Source organism: Thermomonas brevis (genome assembly GCF_014395425.1).
Taxonomy (GTDB): domain Bacteria; phylum Pseudomonadota; class Gammaproteobacteria; order Xanthomonadales; family Xanthomonadaceae; genus Thermomonas; species Thermomonas brevis.
The window spans coordinates 205,400-224,606 of record NZ_CP060711.1 but is presented as its reverse complement, the minus strand read 5'-3'; the positions used below and the strand labels follow the sequence as shown (position 1 = coordinate 224,606).

Below are 19,207 nucleotides of genomic sequence, written 5' to 3'. Positions count from 1 at the left end.
ATGGACGCGACCGAGGCCGCCCGCCGGGAAGCAGAGCGCATCCATGGGATGGCGGTCGAGGCAGGCGGCGACCCCTGGAGCCCATTGATTTTCGTCAAACAGGAAGCGGCTCGTCGCGACCTGGATGTGTATGCACTATCCCCCGGTGATTCGCAGTTGAAAGGTGGACGCGCCGCCTTCGACAGCCAGGCCGGAATCATCCTGTACGAAGACACCGGCTCCGACTTCGATCGTGCCTTTCTCGTTGCCCATGAACTCGGGCATGTAGTTCTGGAAGGTGGAGTACACGACGCGGTTGCCGAGCAGGTCGAGCCCGACCGCTCGGTCGAGGATGCCCCGGTCGGCATCGAGCGGGTGCTTGACTATGGTGCGCGCGAGCGGCGCGAGATCAGGATGGATCTGTTCGCACGCGAACTCCTGCTGCCACGCTCCACGGCCCGGCGTCTCCACGTGATCGACGGACTTTCGTCGGAGGACATTGCGACACGCCTGGGAGCTCCGCCAGCGGTGGTCCAGCAACAACTGCTGGATGCTCTGCTGCTGCCTCCCCAGGAGGCTGCGAAGGATTCGACGGCCGCTCCGGTAGCGGCATTGGCGCCGGATCAGACCCAGATGGCGGCTGCAGCCCACCGGGACAGCCCCTACCAACTGCAGGCGGGTCCAGGAACCGGAAAGACGCGCACATTGGTCCGGCGCATCGAGAGCCTCCTCTCCGACGGCGTCGATCCCACCTCCATTCTGGTCCTCACCTTCTCCAACAAGGCGGCCAACGAGCTCAGCGAGCGGCTGGCAGCCAGCAACCCAATTGCGACGGCAGCGATGTGGATCGGCACGTTCCATGCCTTCGGTCTGGATGTCATCCGCCGCTTCCACGACAAGCTCGGATTGCCCCCCGATCCCCGCCTCATTGATCGGTCGGAAGCGATCGAACTGCTTGAGGACGAACTGCCTCGGCTGCCCCTTCGCCACTACCGCAACCTGTGGGACCCGACGCTCGACCTCAGCGACATGCTGCATGCGATCTCACGCGCCAAGGACGAGGTGCTTGATGCGGCGGCCTATCGGGCGCTCGCACAAACCATGGCCGACAGGGCCGGGAGCGATGCCGCCGCAGCCGTGCGCGCCGAGAAATGCTTGGAGGTCGCCCTGCTCTTCGAATCCTACGAGCGGACGATGGCGGCCGGACATCTGGTCGACTTCGGGGATTTGGTGGCGCGGCCGGTCAGGCTGGTCGAATCCGATGGAGAAGCGAGAGAGGCGCTTAAGGCCCGGCACCGCCACGTGCTCGTCGACGAGTATCAGGACGTCAACCGCGCTTCTGTGCGCCTCCTGAAAGCCATCGCGGGAGATGGCCGCAATCTTTGGGTCGTTGGCGACGCCCGCCAGTCGATCTACCGGTTCCGCGGCTCGTCGGCGACCAACATGGCACGGTTCGCCAACGATTTCCCCGGTGCGGTGGTCCGCCAACTGGGCATCAACTACCGGTCCGTGCAGGAGGTCGTGGATGTTTTCACAGCCTTCTCCAGGGCGATGGCGGCGTCATCCGGCGCGATTCCGCTGCAGCTGACGGCCAACCGGGACGCAATGAACGCCTCACCCGAGTGGCGAGTGGTCGGGTCGACGGAAGACGAGATTTCGGCGGTCGCTGCCGCCATCCAGGAGTTGCACGAGTCGGGGACGCCGTATTCGCGGCAGGCATTGCTGTGCGCATCCAACGCGCGCCTGAGTGAAATTGCTGAAGGACTGGAAGCACGCGGCATTCCCGTCCTGCATCTGGGCAGCATCTTCGAGCGACCGGAGATCAAGGATCTGCTTGCCCTGCTCTCGATGCTGACCGATCCTCACGCCGTCGGGCTGGTGCGTGCGGCGACGATGCCCGCTTACGAGATGCCGCTGCAGGATGCGATGCGCATCATCGAGCGGCTCAGGGAAAGCCGTGCCGAGACCCTCGACTGGCTGCTATTCGAAACACAGGTACCGGACCTTTCAGCGGAAGGCCGCAGCGCACTGGCGCGACTGGCCGCGTTGTTCGCGGGCTTGAGCCCCAAGGCCAACCCCTGGGCGATCCTGGCCACCTGGGTTATCGATGGGCTCGGCCTCGCAAAGGCACTGCACCTGGCCGGCGACTCGCAGAGCCGCATGAAGGGGCTGGCATTGTGGCAGTTCCTCAACTTCTGCCGGCGCCAGCCGGGCGGCGCCGGCATCCCGAGCGTGCGCCTCCTTGACCGGATCCGCCGCCTCGTCCTGCTGACCGAGGATCGCGGCCTGCGGCAATTGCCAAGCGTCGCAGAAGGCATCGATGCCGTGCGGCTGATGACCATCCATGCCAGCAAGGGCCTTGAATTCGATGTCGTGCACATTCCCGGCATGGTGACGTCGGGCCTGCCGCGCAACAACATGGCACCACGATGCGTACCGCCGGACGGCCTGATTCACGGCTCCGATGGCATGACCGGACTGGAAGCTGCCAAGGCAGGGCATGATGAAGAAGAGGAATGCCTGTTTTTCGTCGCGCTCTCGCGCGCCCGGGATCGGCTGTTCCTCTATGCCTCGTCGGTCCAGTCGGACGGTAAGAAGCGAAATCCGTCGAAGTTCATGCCGGCGATCGAGCATCTGCTGGCTCGCCCCGCCCAGCCACCGCTAAGCGATGCGCCGCCGTGTCCCGGATCATCCATCCGGATCGATTGGGAGGAAAAGCCGGTCTGGACCGACAGCCAGATCAACCTGTTCGAGCGTTGTCCACGCAGGTTCCTGTACACGCACGTGCTCAAGCTTGGTGGCCGTCGCACCGAAACTGCCTTCATGAAGATGCACAACGTGGTCAGCGACGTGTTCGACTGGCTGAAGACCACTCACGCGACGACGAGTCCGAGCGAGACCGAACTGTTCACGCGTTTCGACGAAGCCTGGCAGGCCAAGGGCGCCACGGACCATGGATATGCGGAAGACTATCGCCGCATCGGCCGCCGCCTTGTCGATGTCCTTGTTGAAAGCCGCAGCAGTGGCGTGCGCGCCGCGGTCACGCCGATCTCGTTGGGTTGGGCGGAAGGCGAGATCGTAGTTGTTCCCGATAGCGTGTCGCATGGAGACCAGGGACACGTCCGAGTGGGCCGGGTCAAGACCGGCAAGCCCAGATCCAATGCCTTTGATGACATCGAGTACACGATCTTGCATCTTGCGGCAGTGCAGACCTACGGCATGCAGGCGCAAGTGGAGGTCACCTACCTGACCAGCGAGACGACGGAGCCGATGACGCTCACGGCCCGCAAGCTCGAAACCCGCCGGAACAAGCTCCAGGACATCGTGCGGGGCGCTCGGCTGGGCGAGTTCGAGGCAAAGGCCGAGGCGCGCTCCTGCCCACGCTGTCCCCACTTTTTCGTTTGCGGCGAGCTGCCGGCCGGCGCCCTTTCCATTGGGAACGGGGATTCGCCTTTCCGGTTCTGATATCCGCTGCGATTGACCTAGTGAAGGCCAGAAATCTGCGATTGCCGCAGATGGCCTTGAAAGGCCAATCAACATGCAGACTGATATCTCAGGCGGCGACGACCGCATCCCCCTTGAAGACGTTGGTGCCGCGATCCGCGAAGGCCGGGGGCTTCGCCCGGCCCTTCTCTACAGGATCGTGGTGCTCGATGAGGAGCTCAACGAGCGGCATCTGGACCTGAACGACCCGGTCCCTACCGGCCGCCAGATCCTCCAGACCGCCGCCGCCCGCTCCGCCGACGACTACAGCATCTACGCGATTCTTCCATCCGGCGAGTTCGAGGACTTGCGGCTGGATGAAACCTACGACCTCCGGGGCCGGGGTGCCGAACGGTTCGTCATCTTCCAGACCGACCGCGCCTTCAAGTTCACGATCGACGATCGCCAGCTGGAATGGGGCAAGCCGATCATCAGCGGCCGGGTGCTGAAGGCCTTGGCGGGCGTCCCCACCGACACCTACGACGTCTACCTCGAAGTCAGGGGTGGTGGTCAGGACGTCCTGATCCGCGACACCGACTTGATCGACCTCGGCAAGGCGGGCATCGAGCGCTTCATCACCCTCATTCGCGACACCACCGAGGGTCTCGTGGCGCTGCCGGAATCCGACCAGCGCTACTTGGACAGCCACGGCATTGCCGCCGAGGTGGTCGGAGATGGGCCGCACGTGGGCGTGGTGTTGAAGCAGGTGTCCCTGCCCACGGGAAAGTTCGACTATCCCTCCGCGGACGTACTGGTGATCCTGCCGCCCGGCTATCCCGATGTCGCCCCGGACATGTTCTTCTGCGACCCCTGGCTGCGCTTGGTTCCGGCAGGTCGCTACCCGAACTGTGCCGACCAGCCGCACGTCTTCCTAGGCCGTAGGTGGCAGCGCTGGTCCCGCCACAACTCGAGCTGGCGACCGGGGATCGACGGTCTGCACACGATGATCAAGCGCATCGAACACGCCTTGGAGGAGGCCAAGTAATGTCGCCTGCGCTCGACATCGTCCTGCTCGAATCCCATGAAGCGGCGCTTCGCTCGCTGCTTCACCGGGAAGACGGCTCCGAGGCCGCGGCCTATGTCCTGTTCGGCATCGCCACGATCGACGCGGATCCGTGGTCGGGCCAGCCGCGCACCCGGCTTATCTCCCACGAGATCGTGCCGATTGCCGCGGACGAGATGGTCTCGTCGTCGTCCGTTCACGTCACCTGGTCGACGAAGGGTTTCATGCGGTTGTTGGGCCTGGCGCAGCAGCGCGGGCTGGTGCCCGGATTGGTGCACACGCACCCCGGTGCCGACGCTTTCTTTTCCGATCAGGACGATCGGAACGAGGCAGAACTTGTACGGACCACCTTCAACAAGGGCCTCCCCGGGCTTGCCAGCCTGGTTTTCGGGCAGGATGGAGCCATCGCAGGACGACTGTGGTTCTCGGCGAAAAAGGCGGTCGAAGCGTCTTCGATCTCCGTCATCGGCAGCAGGATCAGGATCGGCCGTTCGCTGTCGGGTATAGACGAGACGGAGTTCCTCGCTCGACAGGCCACCCTGTTCGGAAAAGGCTTCAATCCGATGGTCCGGGCAGTGCGCATCGGGGTAGTCGGTTGCGGCGGTACCGGCAGCGCGGTGGCGTCCCTGCTCGCCCGGCTCGGAATCGGCTTTCTGGCGTTGATCGACAACGACACGATCGATACCACCAACCTCAACCGCGTGCACGGATCGCACGCCGCTGACGTGTCGGCCGGCATGGCCAAGGTGGATATCCTCGTGCGGGAGATCGAGGCGGCCGGGCTGGGCACGCACGTGATTGCGAGGAAGGCCTGGGTGGGTGATCCGGCACTGCGTGACTTGCTGCGCTCCTGCGACGTGATTTTCGGCTGCACGGACGATCATCAGGGTCGGCTCATGCTGAATCGGCTCGCCCACTACTACGGCATCCCGCTGATCGACGTGGGGTTGCGCATGCGTTCCGCCCGCAGCGATGCCGACTACGACATGACCGGGCGCGTGTCGATCATTCGGCCTGGCGTCCCTTGCCTGATGTGCCTGGGGGTCGTGAATCCGCAGCTCGCGGCGGAAGAAGGACTGCGCCGCAACGATCCGGCCGAGTATGAGCGCCGCAAGGCGGAAGCCTATGTGGCTGGCGGTGGCGATCCGGCACCCGCGGTGGTGACATTCACGACCAGCATCGCCTGCATGGCGGTGGATGAGCTGATTCAAGGCTTGACGGGGTTCCGTGGCGGCGGCGGGATGAGCCACAACCGAATCCGGCGATTCGACCGCATGGAAGACCGAGCGATGACGTGCAGCCCGATACCGTCGTGCCCCGTATGCGGCAGCAAGGCAATATGGGGGCATGGCGATGTGGTGCCGTTCCTCGGAGTGATCGGATAGCCCGATGAGATGCTACCTATCACTGGTGTTGCGCCGTCTGGGATGGCTTCGATTCGACTGCCTCATGTCCACGGTGGATCGCCATCCCGGCAAGACCATGATCCCCCGGGACAGCTATGGCTGGTCGTCGACGGAGGGGTGAAGAAGTGGGCTTGTTTGAGCTGCCCGGGTGGATGCGGTGTCCAGATATCGCTTTCCCTCAATCCTGATCGTCGCCCGCGCTGGTCTGTCGAGTCCGATTTCTGGGGACGTCCGACGGTCTCGCCTTCGATCCATCAGCAGAAGCAATGCCGGTGCCATTTCTGGATCAGGAAGGGACTGATCGAATGGTGCCTCTAGCAGATATCTGGGATTGTCATGCCGAGGGTTGCAGCCCTTACCGCTTCTGATAGGAACCGCAGCTTGCTGGGTGCCTGCTCTAGGCCAGAAGCGAACTAGTCCCTCGGCCGGAGGCCCACCATGAAGGCGTGCGTCAATTGGCTTCTCGGGTCAACTTCCTCAATGGCCTGCTGACGTACGCCAAGCTAGAAACGTGAAGCGACCGCGCGCTATCGACAACGTATTCAAATCCGGCTGCGTCGAAGAATGCATAGTTGATTCCCGTGCCAACTGAGCTGCGAAATGAGACACCGTCAAATCCCAACTGTCGAATCACGTCCGAGAGCAGTTGAGAGAGAACGTAGTTTTGACGCTCTTCAGGTGGAATGGGAACACTGAACAATCTATCGATGGACAAAAGTAGCCAGTAGTCATTTAGTCGTTCATCTGAGGAAGAAAACTCCGCTATCGAAACCTGACTGAAATCAGCAATCATGAGAGTACGCGAAGATCGAAATTCCCCGACGGACACCACATGCCCAGGATGCGGGCGGACTTCGCTCAAGGCAGTTTCCAGATTGCTCGCTGCATATAGGAATGACACGCCTGCGCGATTCATTCGCCCTGAAGCTGAAACCGAAGGCGGGGCTGCTCCAAGTGCGACGCCCTCATAAGGTAGGTAGAACCAAGCGTCGTTAGGTCTTTCAAAAATTCTATAGTTCCGTTCAGCAAATCCTATCCTAGCTCGATGAACCACGGTGCCGGCCGGCATTTTCCTCCTCAGAAAATGCAAATGAGGCTCTAAAAGTAGTTTTGCCTCTGGCTCGATCAAGTAAGAGTTCTCCCTGCGTGTTCGAGCTAGCAAACTGTTAAAACGCTCCTCGTGGCTATCAACAAGAGCTTCCAGTGGCATGTTAGGGTGGCCGTCGTAGTAACCAGCGTGAAGCGAGATCGGCACGGTTTCCGTTTCATATCCTTCTTCAATGGCTGGAAGAACTGCATCTTCAATATCAATGGGATCCCAACTCGCATTGAAGTTCAGAATGGGGTTTTCGCCCTGAAAAATAGCCGACAAACCATCTCCGCCCCAGTGAGGATTGTAAGTCCACTCATTGAAGTGCTTCCTGATCAAGGCGCGCATCGTGGCAACCAGGCGCTGATCTTCAGAGTCAAGCGCGGCAATTCCTTCCGACTTGCATACGCTACATCGTGCAACGATTGAGCCCACCGCCTCAATCAATGAAACTAGATCCGGGTCTCTCGAACACTGCGTGCACACTGTTGCCATGCGTTAGTTTTCCATGAGAAACGTCAATTGGTATGGATCGATATACCGAGAAGTGCCGCCACGACTCAGGTGGCGTCTCCATCTCCTCTCCCAGCATGACAAAGCGTTTCTCGCTTTGCACCTACCTCTCATCTTCTGATGCCTGATTGTTGCCGCCGGCCACGATCTCAAGCCCATTTTTGACGAGAGCACTCCCTGCTCTACCCTCGATAAATCCACCTAATCAGACGCATGAACACACGACACCCTAACATTTGCGGCTAGTTGCTGGCTCAAAACCTGACTTCAATCTCGGCCGTAAAGACGGACTCATAGCCCTTATAGGGTAACGGCTGAGCCATGAGTACTGCTGCTTCAAGCCTCGCACGCTCCTCGGTCGGAAGGTCACAGTCATCCGTTGTGGCGGTAGTCACTGCCCCTCCTGCCGACTGGGTGAATTGAAGGGTGCATTTTCCATGAACCGACGACTGCCCAAGTTGTTGCCATTTGCGCTGGATAGCGGCGCGTATCGCAGCCTTATATTGGCCTTTCAGATCCTCATTTGCTCCCGCTTCTTGCGCCGGCTCATTCCCTATAGATTTAGAAGTCAAATGCTCATTCTTCTGTACCAGAGAATTTTCAATGGCGCTGCTTGATTGCGCGGACAGCGACCGCAATTTTGGCGCCTCGACGGCTTTCGATACGGGAGATTTTAATGGAGGGGGAAAGGAAAAAGCGCGTGCGGCCTTTGGGAGAGTAATGAATGTCACTTCCATTGCGCCCTGTCGCCCATCCCCACCGCCAACTACCCGTGCCGCTGGTGTGTTTCCCAGACGAACTAGCAGCAGCCCATGGCCCAGCAGTACCACCAAGCCGGCACAAACGCGTTCTCCCAGTGGTGCAGATCGGAGTGAGGTTCTGCAAGTCATGCGGACATTGTAATTGAGTAGGAACAATGACGAGCCCACCGAGTCCACTACGAGCGCGGCGTCTCGCGCATCGCCGCGGAGACGCTCTCGCAGGCCGCGCAAGCGCTGAATGCCAGCGTGGAGAACCTACTCGGTACGCAAAACAAGCTCGGCACCAACAAGTGCGGGCCGCAACCGAAGATTGCGCAGCAGCTTGAGCGCATCCAAGCGCTGCCCGCTCCCGAGCAACATATGCTTTAGCGGCCTGACCTGTGCAGAAAGCGCTAGGTCATTACAACGCTCCATTGTGAAGGTGTTGGATGCCGTGCTAGCGACGCATCAGTAACGGCAACAACAACCCCGCAAACAACAAGGCCCGGAGCAATCCGGGCCTTGTGCGCAATGGGCGATCAAGCGGTGAATCTGACACCGTTTCTTATGCTGGCCTTGCAAGCGAGAAGCGCAAGCTAGTGAGCCTAGAACCACCCCACTACACAAGGCATGGCAATCATGCGGGCATCCTATCGTTTTTATTCCGTTCATTTGGCAGCGGTTCCTTAAGAAACGGACGCGCCAACCACGCACCCGCCGCAACGAGCGCCCCACGCAAAGGCTTGCCAGATTTTGCGAGACACCGTCCCCATGCTCGACCCGCCTCCCATGACCCTTTTAAGAACGCGCGGCGAGTTCCCGCCCACGTTCCGCGAGCGCCCGGTGGGCACGGCGCGAATCGCCACCGATGTGTCTGGACGTTGTGTAGCGGCCGCGCTCGTAGAGGGCAAGGCGCGCCGCTTCGATGAGGTGCATCCGGCGTCGGCCGACCGTAAGCCGCATTGAAGCTGCACCACCGGAACCAACGACGGCAGTCCGATTGCGCTGCCGTCGCTCCCATCTGCAATCGAATCACTCAACTACCCAGGAGATCCGTATGAAATTGACCTCATTTATTCCCGCGATGACTGTGCTGTTACTGGCGGCCTGCTCCCAGGCGCCTAGCGGTGGTGATGCCACACCGGGCGCCGACAACACGCCGATGCCGGCTGCTGAGCACGCGCCAATGGCCGACCAGTCGAAACCGGCTACTGCCGACATGGCGCAATCGGCCAAGACGGCATCGGCTACGGGTACTGTCGAAGCCGTCGATGCGGCTGCCGGCAAGATCACCATCGCCCACGGCCCGGTGGACGCGCTGGGTTGGCCGGCGATGACGATGGGCTTCAAGGCCACACCTGAACAGATCACCTCGGTGCAGGCGGGTCAGAAGGTACATTTCGAGTTCCAGGCCCAGGGCATGGAAGCGACGATCACCCAGATCATGCCAGCGCAGTAAGCTGAATCCCAGCGGCGCATGGTGGCTATGTATCGCCATGCGCCGCACTGGCCGTTGCCGTTGTGTTGGCTAGTCGCGCGTTTTGAAATTGCGCCCGAACGGGCCTTACGTCGTGCCCGTCGTGCGTCGCGAGAATTCCCGCACCTCCCTGGATGACATCAGGGCGCCGATGACGATCTCGGCGCAATTCACATCACACCTCGCGCTAGACAACATCGATGTGGGCGATTTTCCGGAACCGTACGAAAACGAACTGATCTTGGCTGCGTAGCGTGGTTAACCCGTGCTGTCACAGCAGGAACTGTTTTGCTGGATGGGCGGACACGGCACGGTGCCGTACGAGCAAAAAACACAACAGTCGCCCGGCTTGGGTTTCAGTAGCTCGCCGCAGCCCACGCACTCGTACAAGAACTGGCACGCCGTCGTCGGCATGGTTTCGACAGCCTGATGTCCACACTGCGGGCACGTCAGCGTGCTCTGCAACTGCAACTCAGCCACCCTTTGCCCTCACGCTGGCAGGAAAGCCGGCGTCCGTAATGGCACGCGTTACGACAGGCAAGCTTGTTCGCTCCGCGTCGAACGTCACGACCACTGTTCCCGCCTGGGTATTCACCTGCCTGCCCGTCACGCCCGGCACTTGGTCCAAGGCCTTCTCGATGGTGATGCTGCAAGCGGGACAGGTCATGTTCTTGACGTTGAGTACGACCTGCTTGGGTGTCGCCGCGATCGCCACGCCGACCCACGCCATCATCACCAAGCCCAATATGGATTTGCGCATCGATCAACTCCTACAGAAACCAGCCTACGTAATAGGGGAACAGCAGCAACAAGCCGATCAGCACCGTGGCGATCCACAGCCAACGCCTGCGGCGATACAGAACCCGAGGATCCACGCATTCTCCGTCGGTACGGCAGCGTGACGCCGGCCCATAGAGGGCCCAGAAAGCCAGACCCAAGCACCCCAGCGTGGCGGCACTGAACCAAGGTCGCCAGGCATCCAGCGCGGTGAGGTTGGCAATCCATGCGCCGCTGATGCCCAGCAGCACCAAAACCAGAGGCACCACGCAGCACACGGATGCCGCGAAGGCGGCAAGACTCGCCGCAATGATGGCTGGAAGGGAGGATCTGGCAGGGAGTCTGGCCATGGGCGCATACTACGGTCCGTACCTTGGTACGGAGTCAAGTCATGGCCGCGAGCCCCCTCACTATCAGCAAACTGGCGGCTTCCGCCGGGGTGCACGTCGAAACCGTGCGCTACTACCAGCGCCGCCGACTGTTGCCGGAACCCCAGCGACCCCAAGGCGGTTTTCGCCACTATGGCTCGGCTGATGTCGCCCGCCTGCAGTTCATCCGGCGCGCCCAGGCGATGGGTTTTACCCTGGATGAAATTGCCGGGCTGTTGGAGATCAAAGGCAAGCGCGCTTGCGAACAAACGCGTCAACTGACCGCGCTCAAGCTGGTCGATGTTCGCCAACGACTCGATGCATTACACCGGTTGGAAGTCGATCTGATGAGCCTCATCGCCGAATGCAATCAGGCGCCGGGCGGCGGTTCATGTCCGACACTCGAACTTCTCGATCGATCGTGATTTGGCGAATTCCCCCCGCACTGGTACCGCGGCGCCAAGCGACGAAACAGCGCCGCGCAGTCGATCCCGGATAGTCAACGTGCGCTGTGGATCGCCCACTTGCCCACATCCATTGCAGCTTCCTTGAGTGCTTCCGGCAAGGTCGGGTGGGCATGACATGTACGCGCGAGGTCATCGGCAGCGCCGTGAAACTCCATGGCAACGACCGCCTCGTGGATCAGCGATCCGGCTTCGGGTCCCAAGATATGCACGCCCAAAATGCGGTCCGTCTCGGCATCGGCCAGTACCTTTGCCAATCCTTCGGTCTGGGCCTTGGCCCGGGCGCGACTGTTGGCGTTGAACGGAAAACGCCCCACTTTGTAATTCACGCCAGCATCCTTCAGCGCTTCCTCGCTCAACCCGACCGATGCCGCCTCGGGCGCCGTGTAGACAATGGCGGGAATCGCGCCGTAGTTGACATGGCCAGGCAAACCGGCGAGTTGTTCGGCCAGGGCGATGCCTTCCTCGGTGGCCTTGTGCGCCAGCATCGGGCCGCCGATCACGTCCCCGATCGCGTAGATGCCTTCCACATTCGTGCGCCACTGCGCATCTACCGTGATGAACCCTTTGCGGTCGCGTGCGACGCCGATGGCATCCAGGCCCAGCCCGTCGATGTATGGGCGCCGGCCGACGGATACCAGCACGCGATCGGCGCGTAGCTCCTCGCCAGCGCCTCCGTTTGAAGGTTCGACGGACAGAACCACGGCATCTCCGTCGATGCGTGCGGACGCCACCTTCTGGGAAAGCCGGAATTCAAAGCCCTGCTGTTGCAGCACCTTGTGCAACGCCCGCGCGAGTTCGGCATCCATGCCGGGTGTGATCCGGTCCAGATACTCAATCACGGTCACCTTGGAACCCAGCCGTTGCCAGACCGAGCCCAATTCCAGGCCGACATAGCCGGCGCCGATCACGACCAGGTGCTCGGGTACCTGCGCGAACGACAATGCGCCGGTGGAGGAGACGATCCGGTCTTCGTCGATCGGGACATTCGGCAAGGTGGCGCCCGCCGACCCCGTCGCAATCACGATCGCCTTGGCCTGGAGCGTCTGACTGGCGCCATCGGCGGCAGTCACGCTGACCTGGCCGGGGCCAGGAATCGATCCGGTTCCAAGCAGTCGCGTGATTTTGTGCTTGCGGAACAGGTAGTCGATGCCGTCGCCCAAGCCGGAGACCACCTTGTCCTTGTGATCCAGCAAATTCGCGAGATTCAATCGCAGGCCATCGAACTCGACGCCATGCGTGGCGAATTCGGTTTTGGCCGCCATGAAGCGTTCGGACGATTCCAGCAAGGCCTTCGAGGGAATGCAGCCGATGTTGAGGCAGGTACCACCCATGCGGGTGCGGGTTTCGACGCAGGCCACCTTCATCCCCAACTGCGCGGCACGTATGGCGGCCGGGTAGCCGCCCGGCCCGCCACCGATGATGACCAGATCGAACATCACATTTGCGTCCACTATTCGTTCTCCGTGAATGAGCCACGCGGCAAGCCGTTCTAGCCGCGCCGAAAGATGCCTTGCAACACCAGAATTGCGGCACCGGTGACGATGGCGACATCGGCCAGATTGAATGCGGGCCAGTACCAGTCGCGCCAATGCCACTGGATGAAATCCACCACATGCCCGCGCATGATGCGATCCACCGCATTGCCCAAGGCGCCTCCGATAAGCAAGGCGTAGGCAAGCGCCGGGGGCCATGCATGACGTGGCAGCTTGGTGAGCCAACGCGTCAACAGCGCGGCGATCGCCAGCGCAAGGAACGTCAGGACATGGCGTTGCCAGCCGCCGGCCGAGCTGAGGAAGCTGAAGGCAGCACCGGTGTTATAGGAGCGGTACCAGTTCCACCAGGAGTCGAACACGGGCACCGCCGTGTGCTCCGGCAATGCGGTCAGCACCCAGTATTTGGTGAGGTGATCGACGGCCAATACGGCGGCGGACACACCGAGCCACGGCAGCGCGCTTGGCATTCGCGGCACGCCACCCTGCGCGGTGCGTCTCTCACGCATCATTGCGCTCACGGGTCTGCCACGCCGCTCGCAGCAGCGCGGGAAGGCGCCGGGCGTCACGCGCCAGGAGCATGCCCGCCAGTGCCAGATAGAGCCAGGCGATGGCCGTCAGCACGAAGATTTCCTGCTCGGGGTTGGATTGATAGAAGAATGCCAGCATCAGCTGCCCGACGAACAGCACCGCCAACGCCACGGCGCCAACCAGGCTCAGCCGCATGCGCAGCAGCAATGCCAGTGCGAACATCGATTGCGCGGCGGTCAGGAAGAATTCCTCGTGCTGGCGTGCGTCCAATGGCAGCGAGGTCAACTCACCGGCACCAATGCTCATGGCAATCGGCAGCATGCCCACCAGCAGGGTCCATTGATTGATCTTGTCGCTGATCATCGTGGTCAGACCGGCGCGGGCGCGGCCATCCAGCACGAACAGGATCGCGATGGTGACCGCCGGCGCTTCGCTGGCCAGCGGTGCCAGCCACTGGATCAACAGGAACTCGTCCATCCCCAGGCGTCGACCCGAAGCCACCAGCGATTCGGCGAAGGGTTCGGCCGCCAGCAGGATCACGCCTGCGGCCGCCACACTCATCACTGCCATCACCGTCCAGCGCTTGCCGGGCGACAACTGCGCGATCACCGCGCCCGGGCCCGGCTCTTCGTCTTCTTCCTCTTCTTCGTTCTCGGCCTTTGATGTGCGCCACAGGTACAGGCAGAACAAGGCACCCAGCACGACGAAATCGAACAGGCCGATGCGGTTCTTGAGGATGATGACGAAGGCATACGCGCTCGCCAACGCAAGGAAGACGATTTCGACCGAATTTTCGACCTGCAACGCAATCCCGCGTTGCCGCGAGCGCCACCAGTGCAACCCCACCAGCAGCGGCCAGGCAAGCCCGATCAACAGGCGATTGGCACCGGTCATGTTGGCGGCGGCGTAGGCCATATACCCGGACGCCGGATCTTGGCCGGCGCGGTAGGCGTAGTAGAAGTCCACCGCGTATTCGGGCAGCACCGTGATAAGTGCGACCACCGCCAGCACGAAGCCGGTGGCGATGTACTTCTCGGCAGCCTCCGCGCCCCACGACAGCAGGAAGCCGGCGGCCAGAATCGCCATGCCGAACAGCACCATGTCGCCCAGGGCGCCGACGCTGCTCCCGGTCACACGCAGGTACAGCGCGGGCACGACGGCCAGCGCTGCCAACCCCACTGGAACCACGAATTCTCGGACTGCGCTGTGTGTTCGCATGACGTGCCAGCTCCCTTGGGTCCTACGCGGTGCCGTCGATGGGGAATGCTTGCTCCACCGGGCTGACATAGACCCAGCCCGCGTCCGGTCGCCCCGTCCGCCCGACACGGCGGAAGATTTCCACAGCCCGGGCCACGTCTTCATCCTCGCAGAACAGCTCCATCTGCACCTCGTTGATCACCTGGTCGCCGAACTCGACCGAATACTCCTGCTCGCGTGCACTGAGTGCACGCAGCAGGCCCTTCACGTCGAACAGGCTCAGGCGCTGGAAGCCGGCGGCTTCCAGCGCGTGGATCAGGTCGGAGACCCGGTTGCGGTGCACGAACGCCTTGATCTGTTTCATCACACGGTCTCCTGCGGGTTGGATCCGGCCCCCTTGCGTTCGGCGCGGGTTTCAAGCCATTCGTACAGCACGGGCAACAGCACGAGCGTCAACAGCGTCGAACTGATCAGGCCACCCACCACCACCGTCGCCAACGGACGTTGCGTTTCCGCGCCGACACCGCTGGACAGCAGCATCGGCACCAGACCGAGGATCGCCACGCTCGCGGTCATCAGCACCGGTCGCAGACGCAGAGCCGTGCCCTGCACCACCGCTTCGCGCACCGACAGGCCTTTCTCACGCAGCTCGTTGAGGAAGCTCACCAGCACGATGCCGTTGAGCATCGCCACGCCGAATACCGCGATGAAGCCGATCGCTGAGGGCACCGACAGGTACTGGCCGGTGACAAACAAGGCCAACAATCCGCCAATGGTGGCGAACGGCACGTTGGCCAGAATCAGCGCCGCGTACTTGACCGAGTTGAAGGCGGTATAGAGCAACACGAAGATGAAAAAGATCGTGACTGGCACGATCAGCGCCAACTTGGCCAGCGCACGCTGCTGGTTCTCGAACGCCCCACCCCACTCGATCCAGTAGCCCGGCGGCAGCTTCACCTGCTGCTTAATCGCCGTCTCAGCGTCCTGGACGAAGCTATCGACGTCGCGGCCTCGGACGTCCATCTGGATCACCGCATAGCGTTGCAGTTGCTCGCGACGGACGAACGAGTAACCTTCGGCCACGTTGATGTCGGCTACCTCCGACAGCGGCACCAAGGCGCCGGTTGCCGTGCGGAGCGGGATGCGACGCAATGACTCGACCGAATCGCGTGTCGCGTCATCCAGCCGCACTGCGATATCGAAGCGTTTCACGCCATCGAGCAGTACGCTCACCGGTTCGCCGCCCAGGCCATTGCGGACGATGGTGAGCACCTCCTCAGCGTTCATGCCATGGCGGGCCAGTTCGTCGCGCTTGACCGCGATGCGAATCTGCGGCTTGCCGATGTTGGCTTCCAAAGCAAGGTCGGCCACGCCCGGCACCTTGTCCAGCACGCGCTTGATGCGGCCGCTCAGCTTGTCGAGTTCGCCCAGGTCTTCACCGTAAAGCTTCAGCGCCAAGGTGGCGCGCACGCCGGAGATCAGTTCCTCCACGCGCATCTGGATCGGTTGGGTGTAGCCGGGCACCACGTTCGGCACGACCTTCTCCAGCGTCTCCTGCATCGCCGCTTCGAGCTGCTTGATGTCGCGGCCCGACTTCCACTCTTCCTCGGGTTTGAGCGCGGTGTAGATCTCCATGTAATTGACATCGGCGGTCTCGCCCTTCTCGGCACGGCCGATCATCGCCAGCGTGGTCTCGACCTCCGGGAATTGCTTGAAGGCCGCGGCGATGGTGTTGCTGGTCTTGATCGATTCGTTGAGCGAGGTCGACGGGATGCCCGTCACGCGCCACATGATCGAGCCTTCCTGCAGTTGCGGCATGAACTCCTTACCCAGGAAAGGGAACAGCGCCAGGCTCGCGACCAAGGCGACAAGCGCGCTGATCACGACCACTTTCTTGCGGCCCAGCGCCTTCGCCAACAGCGGCTGATAACCACGCTTGATCCTGGCCACCAACCACGTATCGCGCTCGGGCTTGGGCTTGAGAATCATCGACGCCAAGACCGGGATCAGCGTCAGGCTCAGGATCAGCGAACCGGCCATCGCGAAGGCGATGTTGAATGCCATCGGCTTGAACATCTTGCCTTCGAGGCCTTCCAGCGCGAACAGCGGCAGGAACACCACGATGATGATGCCGATCGCGAACGTGATTGGATTGGCCACTTCCTTAGCCGCGGCCAACACCGCAGAAGTCTTGTCGACCTTCTCTCCGTGTTCCAACCGCTCCGCCATGATCCGGAAGGCGTTCTCCACCATTACCACCGCGCCGTCGACCATCATGCCGATGCCGATCGCCAGGCCCGCGAGCGACATCAGATTGGCGGACAAGCCGACCTGCCCCATGCCGATGAAGGCAATCAGCATGGCCAGCGGCAGTGTGACGATCACGACCAGCGCTGAGCGGACCTCGCCCAGGAACAGGAACAGGATGATCGCGACCAGCAGCGAGCCTTCCACCAGCGCCCGCACCGCGGTTTCGACCGCCTTGTTGACGAGGTCAGTGCGCTCGTACATCGGCTTGAGCACCATGGTCTTCGGCAGTGCATCGCGCACCACGTCAAGCTTGCCCTTGACCGCCTCGACCACGTCCTTGGCGTTCTCGCCGATGCGGGCCAGCGCCTGGCCCATCACGACTTCCTGGCCGTCGCGGGTCACCGCACCGAAGCGCGGCGCGGGGGCTTCGACCACGGTTGCCACGTCACGCAGATACACCGGCACACCGTCCTCCGACTTGAGCATGATCGCGCCGATGTCCTCGGTCGACTTCAGCAAACCCAGACCGCGCACCAGGAACTGCTCGCGGCCCACGTCCATCACGTTACCGCCGACCTGGCCGTTGTTGGCGGGGAGCGCGTTGATGACATCGCCGAAGCCCAGCCCGCGGGCGTAGAGGCGTTGCGGATCGATCTGCACCTGGTACTGGCGTTCGCCACCGCCCCAGGAACTAACGTCGTCCACGCCCGGTGCCGTGCGCAGGATCAGCCGCACGGTCCATTCCTGCCATGTGCGCAGGTCCATATCGGTGACCTGGTCCTTACTGACGCCGGGCGCGCGTTCGACGGTGTACCAGTACACCTGCCCCAGGCCCGACGTGTTCGGGCCCATGCTCGGCTTGCCATAGCCTTCAGGCAGACGATCGCCGATTTCCTGCAGGCGTTCGTTGACCAGTTGTCGCGCGAAGTAGATGTCCATGTCGTCCTTGAAATAGACCGACACGTACGACAACCCGAACAGGCTGACCGAGCGGATTTCCTGCACCTTCGGCAGGCCGGCCAACGCAGACTCCACCGGCGTGGTGAGCAACTGCTCGACGTCCTCGGCGGCCAGGCCCGGGGACTCGGTGTAGATGTTGACCTGGACCGGCGTCACGTCGGGGAAGGCATCGATCGGCACGTTGCGAACGGCGCTGATGCCGAGGAAGGCGACGACCGCGAACACGATCAGGACCAGGAACTTGTAGCGCAGGGAGAGTTCGACCAGGCGATTCAGCATGGCGCACCTCCCGCAAAGGCGGGATTGGCGTCAGAGATCATCACTCTTCTCCTAACTGCGACTTGAGCATCTGCGCTTTGACGGCAAAGGCGCCTTCGACCACGACGGCGTCGCCGGGCTTGAGGCCTTCGCGGATGACGGTCCGATCGCCGATCGCTTCACCGGTACGCACCGGCGTCGGTTCCAACGCACCGGTCGCGTTGCGACGGAACACGACCGTGTCGCCTTCCAACTGCACCACCGCGTCGGTTGGCACCGACACCATAGTCACGGCGGCGTTGCCATCCTTGGCGACGTCGCTGGCCTCGAAGAACACATCGACGTAATCGCCGCTGTGCAGGCGGTCGTCCCGGTTCGGAACCTCGATCCGCACCACCGCATTGCGGGTCGTGTCCGACGTGCGATGCGCGGGATGCTGAACGGTACCCTTCAGGCGCTCGCCGTTGAACACCACCGTCGCTTCCGTGCCGGGTGTGATGCGCGGAACGATCCCCGATGGCAGCTTGGCGTCGACCCAAACCACCGATTCATCGACCAGGCGGAACAGCGTCTTGCCCGGTTCAATTTTCTCGCCGACGACCACGGCATCCTCGGTGATTCGCCCGGCATGCGGCGCGGTCAAGGTGAACTGGCCGTTGCTGCGCCCGGCCGCCGTGCCCGGCAAGCCATACGCCTGTGCCGTTGCGCGAGCGCGATCGAGCGCGACCTGTGCCTCGTTGATGCGGCGCCCGGACACGGCCTCACGACCGAGTGCAGAGACGCGGCGCCATTCCTGTTCGGCGATGCGCAACTCTGCCTGGGCATTGGCGACTTCGACGCTGGACAGCGTCACCAGCGGTGCGCCGGCGCGCACTTCGTCGCCGAGCTTGGCATGGCGACGCACGACCAGGGCTTCGACACTGGGCGTGATCAGCGCCGTGCCGTAGGCATTGTCGAGCACTTCACCGGGCGCACGCAGCTGTTCGCTCATCGAAGCGGGCTGCAACGCCTGCACGACGATGCCGGCAGCTTTCATCGCTGCGGCATCGAGCTTGACGGGCGCGATGCCGGCTTCGCTTTCGGTGGGCGCTTCAGCGCCTTCGGCTTCGGTCGGGGCCGACTCGGTCGAGGGGGACCTCGAACATGCGGCCATGGCAAGCAGTAACGCCGCGGCCAGCAACGGCGACATCAGACGGAACGGGGTCATCGAAAGTTCTC

18 protein-coding genes are annotated in these 19,207 nt (G+C 62.3%); 7 read left to right on the top strand and 11 right to left on the bottom strand.

Annotated elements, in window-relative coordinates:
- From H9L17_RS01015 to H9L17_RS16245, 4 genes are all read left to right on the top strand, one after another.
- A complete protein-coding gene (locus H9L17_RS01015; protein ID WP_187570545.1) occupies positions 1–3,444 on the top strand; it encodes a UvrD-helicase domain-containing protein in 3,444 nt (1,147 codons plus the stop codon).
- Positions 3,445–3,517: 73 nt separating this feature from the next.
- Positions 3,518–4,447 (top strand): multiubiquitin domain-containing protein, encoded by a 930-nt coding sequence (locus tag H9L17_RS01010; protein ID WP_187570544.1) that lies wholly within the window; start codon positions 3,518–3,520, stop codon positions 4,445–4,447.
- Complete coding sequence (locus tag H9L17_RS01005) at positions 4,447–5,850, top strand: ThiF family adenylyltransferase (RefSeq protein WP_187570543.1); 1,404 nt, start codon at positions 4,447–4,449, stop codon at positions 5,848–5,850. The genes H9L17_RS01010 and H9L17_RS01005 overlap by 1 nt, the downstream gene beginning before the upstream one ends.
- A 9-nt stretch (positions 5,851–5,859) precedes the next feature.
- Positions 5,860–6,189, top strand: a complete 330-nt coding sequence (locus H9L17_RS16245; RefSeq protein WP_425507373.1) for a ubiquitination-like system serine protease family protein — start codon at positions 5,860–5,862, stop codon at positions 6,187–6,189.
- Between the two features lie 133 nt (positions 6,190–6,322).
- Here H9L17_RS16245 and H9L17_RS01000 read toward each other — a convergent pair whose 3' ends face one another.
- Entirely contained in the window at positions 6,323–7,309 is a 987-nt protein-coding gene (locus H9L17_RS01000; protein ID WP_187570542.1) for an RES family NAD+ phosphorylase, read from the bottom strand.
- A gap of 419 nt (positions 7,310–7,728) precedes the next feature.
- Complete coding sequence (locus H9L17_RS00995) at positions 7,729–8,211, bottom strand: hypothetical protein (RefSeq protein WP_187570541.1); 483 nt, start codon at positions 8,209–8,211, stop codon at positions 7,729–7,731.
- A 774-nt stretch (positions 8,212–8,985) separates the two neighbouring features.
- Here H9L17_RS00995 and H9L17_RS00990 point away from each other — a divergent pair.
- Positions 8,986–9,180, top strand: coding sequence for a hypothetical protein (locus tag H9L17_RS00990; protein WP_187570540.1), 195 nt, complete (start codon positions 8,986–8,988; stop codon positions 9,178–9,180).
- Between the two features lie 91 nt (positions 9,181–9,271).
- A complete protein-coding gene (locus H9L17_RS00985) occupies positions 9,272–9,673 on the top strand; it encodes a copper-binding protein (RefSeq protein ID WP_246455131.1) in 402 nt (133 codons plus the stop codon).
- A 276-nt stretch (positions 9,674–9,949) separates the two neighbouring features.
- Here the strand turns inward: H9L17_RS00985 and H9L17_RS15990 are convergent, their stop codons facing one another.
- Genes H9L17_RS15990 through H9L17_RS00975 form a run of 3 tightly spaced genes read right to left on the bottom strand, consistent with a single transcriptional unit; the run spans position 9,950 to position 10,818 of the window.
- Positions 9,950–10,105 (bottom strand): GDCCVxC domain-containing (seleno)protein, encoded by a 156-nt coding sequence (locus H9L17_RS15990; RefSeq protein WP_484600456.1) that lies wholly within the window; start codon positions 10,103–10,105, stop codon positions 9,950–9,952.
- 58 nt (positions 10,106–10,163) lie between these two features.
- The gene (locus H9L17_RS00980) at positions 10,164–10,451 is read right to left on the bottom strand and encodes a heavy-metal-associated domain-containing protein (protein WP_114958864.1); all 288 of its coding nucleotides are present in this window, start codon (positions 10,449–10,451) and stop codon (positions 10,164–10,166) included.
- A 10-nt stretch (positions 10,452–10,461) separates the two neighbouring features.
- Positions 10,462–10,818: a mercuric transporter MerT family protein gene (locus tag H9L17_RS00975; RefSeq protein WP_114958863.1), complete on the bottom strand. Its 357-nt coding sequence runs from the start codon at positions 10,816–10,818 to the stop codon at positions 10,462–10,464.
- 41 nt (positions 10,819–10,859) lie between these two features.
- Here H9L17_RS00975 and H9L17_RS00970 point away from each other — a divergent pair, with 41 nt between their 5' ends.
- On the top strand, positions 10,860–11,261 hold the full coding sequence (locus H9L17_RS00970; RefSeq protein ID WP_187570539.1) for a MerR family transcriptional regulator: 402 nt from the start codon (positions 10,860–10,862) through the stop codon (positions 11,259–11,261).
- A 74-nt stretch (positions 11,262–11,335) separates the two neighbouring features.
- Here the strand turns inward: H9L17_RS00970 and lpdA are convergent, their stop codons facing one another.
- The 6 genes from lpdA to H9L17_RS00940 form a co-directional block, all read right to left on the bottom strand.
- The gene (gene lpdA, locus H9L17_RS00965) at positions 11,336–12,739 is read right to left on the bottom strand and encodes a dihydrolipoyl dehydrogenase (RefSeq protein ID WP_187570538.1); all 1,404 of its coding nucleotides are present in this window, start codon (positions 12,737–12,739) and stop codon (positions 11,336–11,338) included.
- Positions 12,740–12,792: 53 nt separating this feature from the next.
- A complete protein-coding gene (lspA, locus tag H9L17_RS00960) occupies positions 12,793–13,263 on the bottom strand; it encodes a signal peptidase II (protein ID WP_187570537.1) in 471 nt (156 codons plus the stop codon).
- 31 nt (positions 13,264–13,294) lie between these two features.
- The gene (locus H9L17_RS00955) at positions 13,295–14,479 is read right to left on the bottom strand and encodes a sodium/calcium exchanger protein (protein ID WP_246455130.1); all 1,185 of its coding nucleotides are present in this window, start codon (positions 14,477–14,479) and stop codon (positions 13,295–13,297) included.
- Positions 14,480–14,564: 85 nt separating this feature from the next.
- Positions 14,565–14,885, bottom strand: coding sequence for a P-II family nitrogen regulator (locus H9L17_RS00950; RefSeq protein ID WP_114958858.1), 321 nt, complete (start codon positions 14,883–14,885; stop codon positions 14,565–14,567).
- Positions 14,885–18,010, bottom strand: coding sequence for an efflux RND transporter permease subunit (locus H9L17_RS00945; protein WP_187570536.1), 3,126 nt, complete (start codon positions 18,008–18,010; stop codon positions 14,885–14,887). Before H9L17_RS00945 ends, H9L17_RS00950 begins: the two co-directional genes overlap by 1 nt.
- 40 nt (positions 18,011–18,050) lie before the next feature.
- Complete coding sequence (locus tag H9L17_RS00940; protein ID WP_165394505.1) at positions 18,051–19,196, bottom strand: efflux RND transporter periplasmic adaptor subunit; 1,146 nt, start codon at positions 19,194–19,196, stop codon at positions 18,051–18,053.
- Positions 19,197–19,207 lie beyond the last annotated feature (11 nt).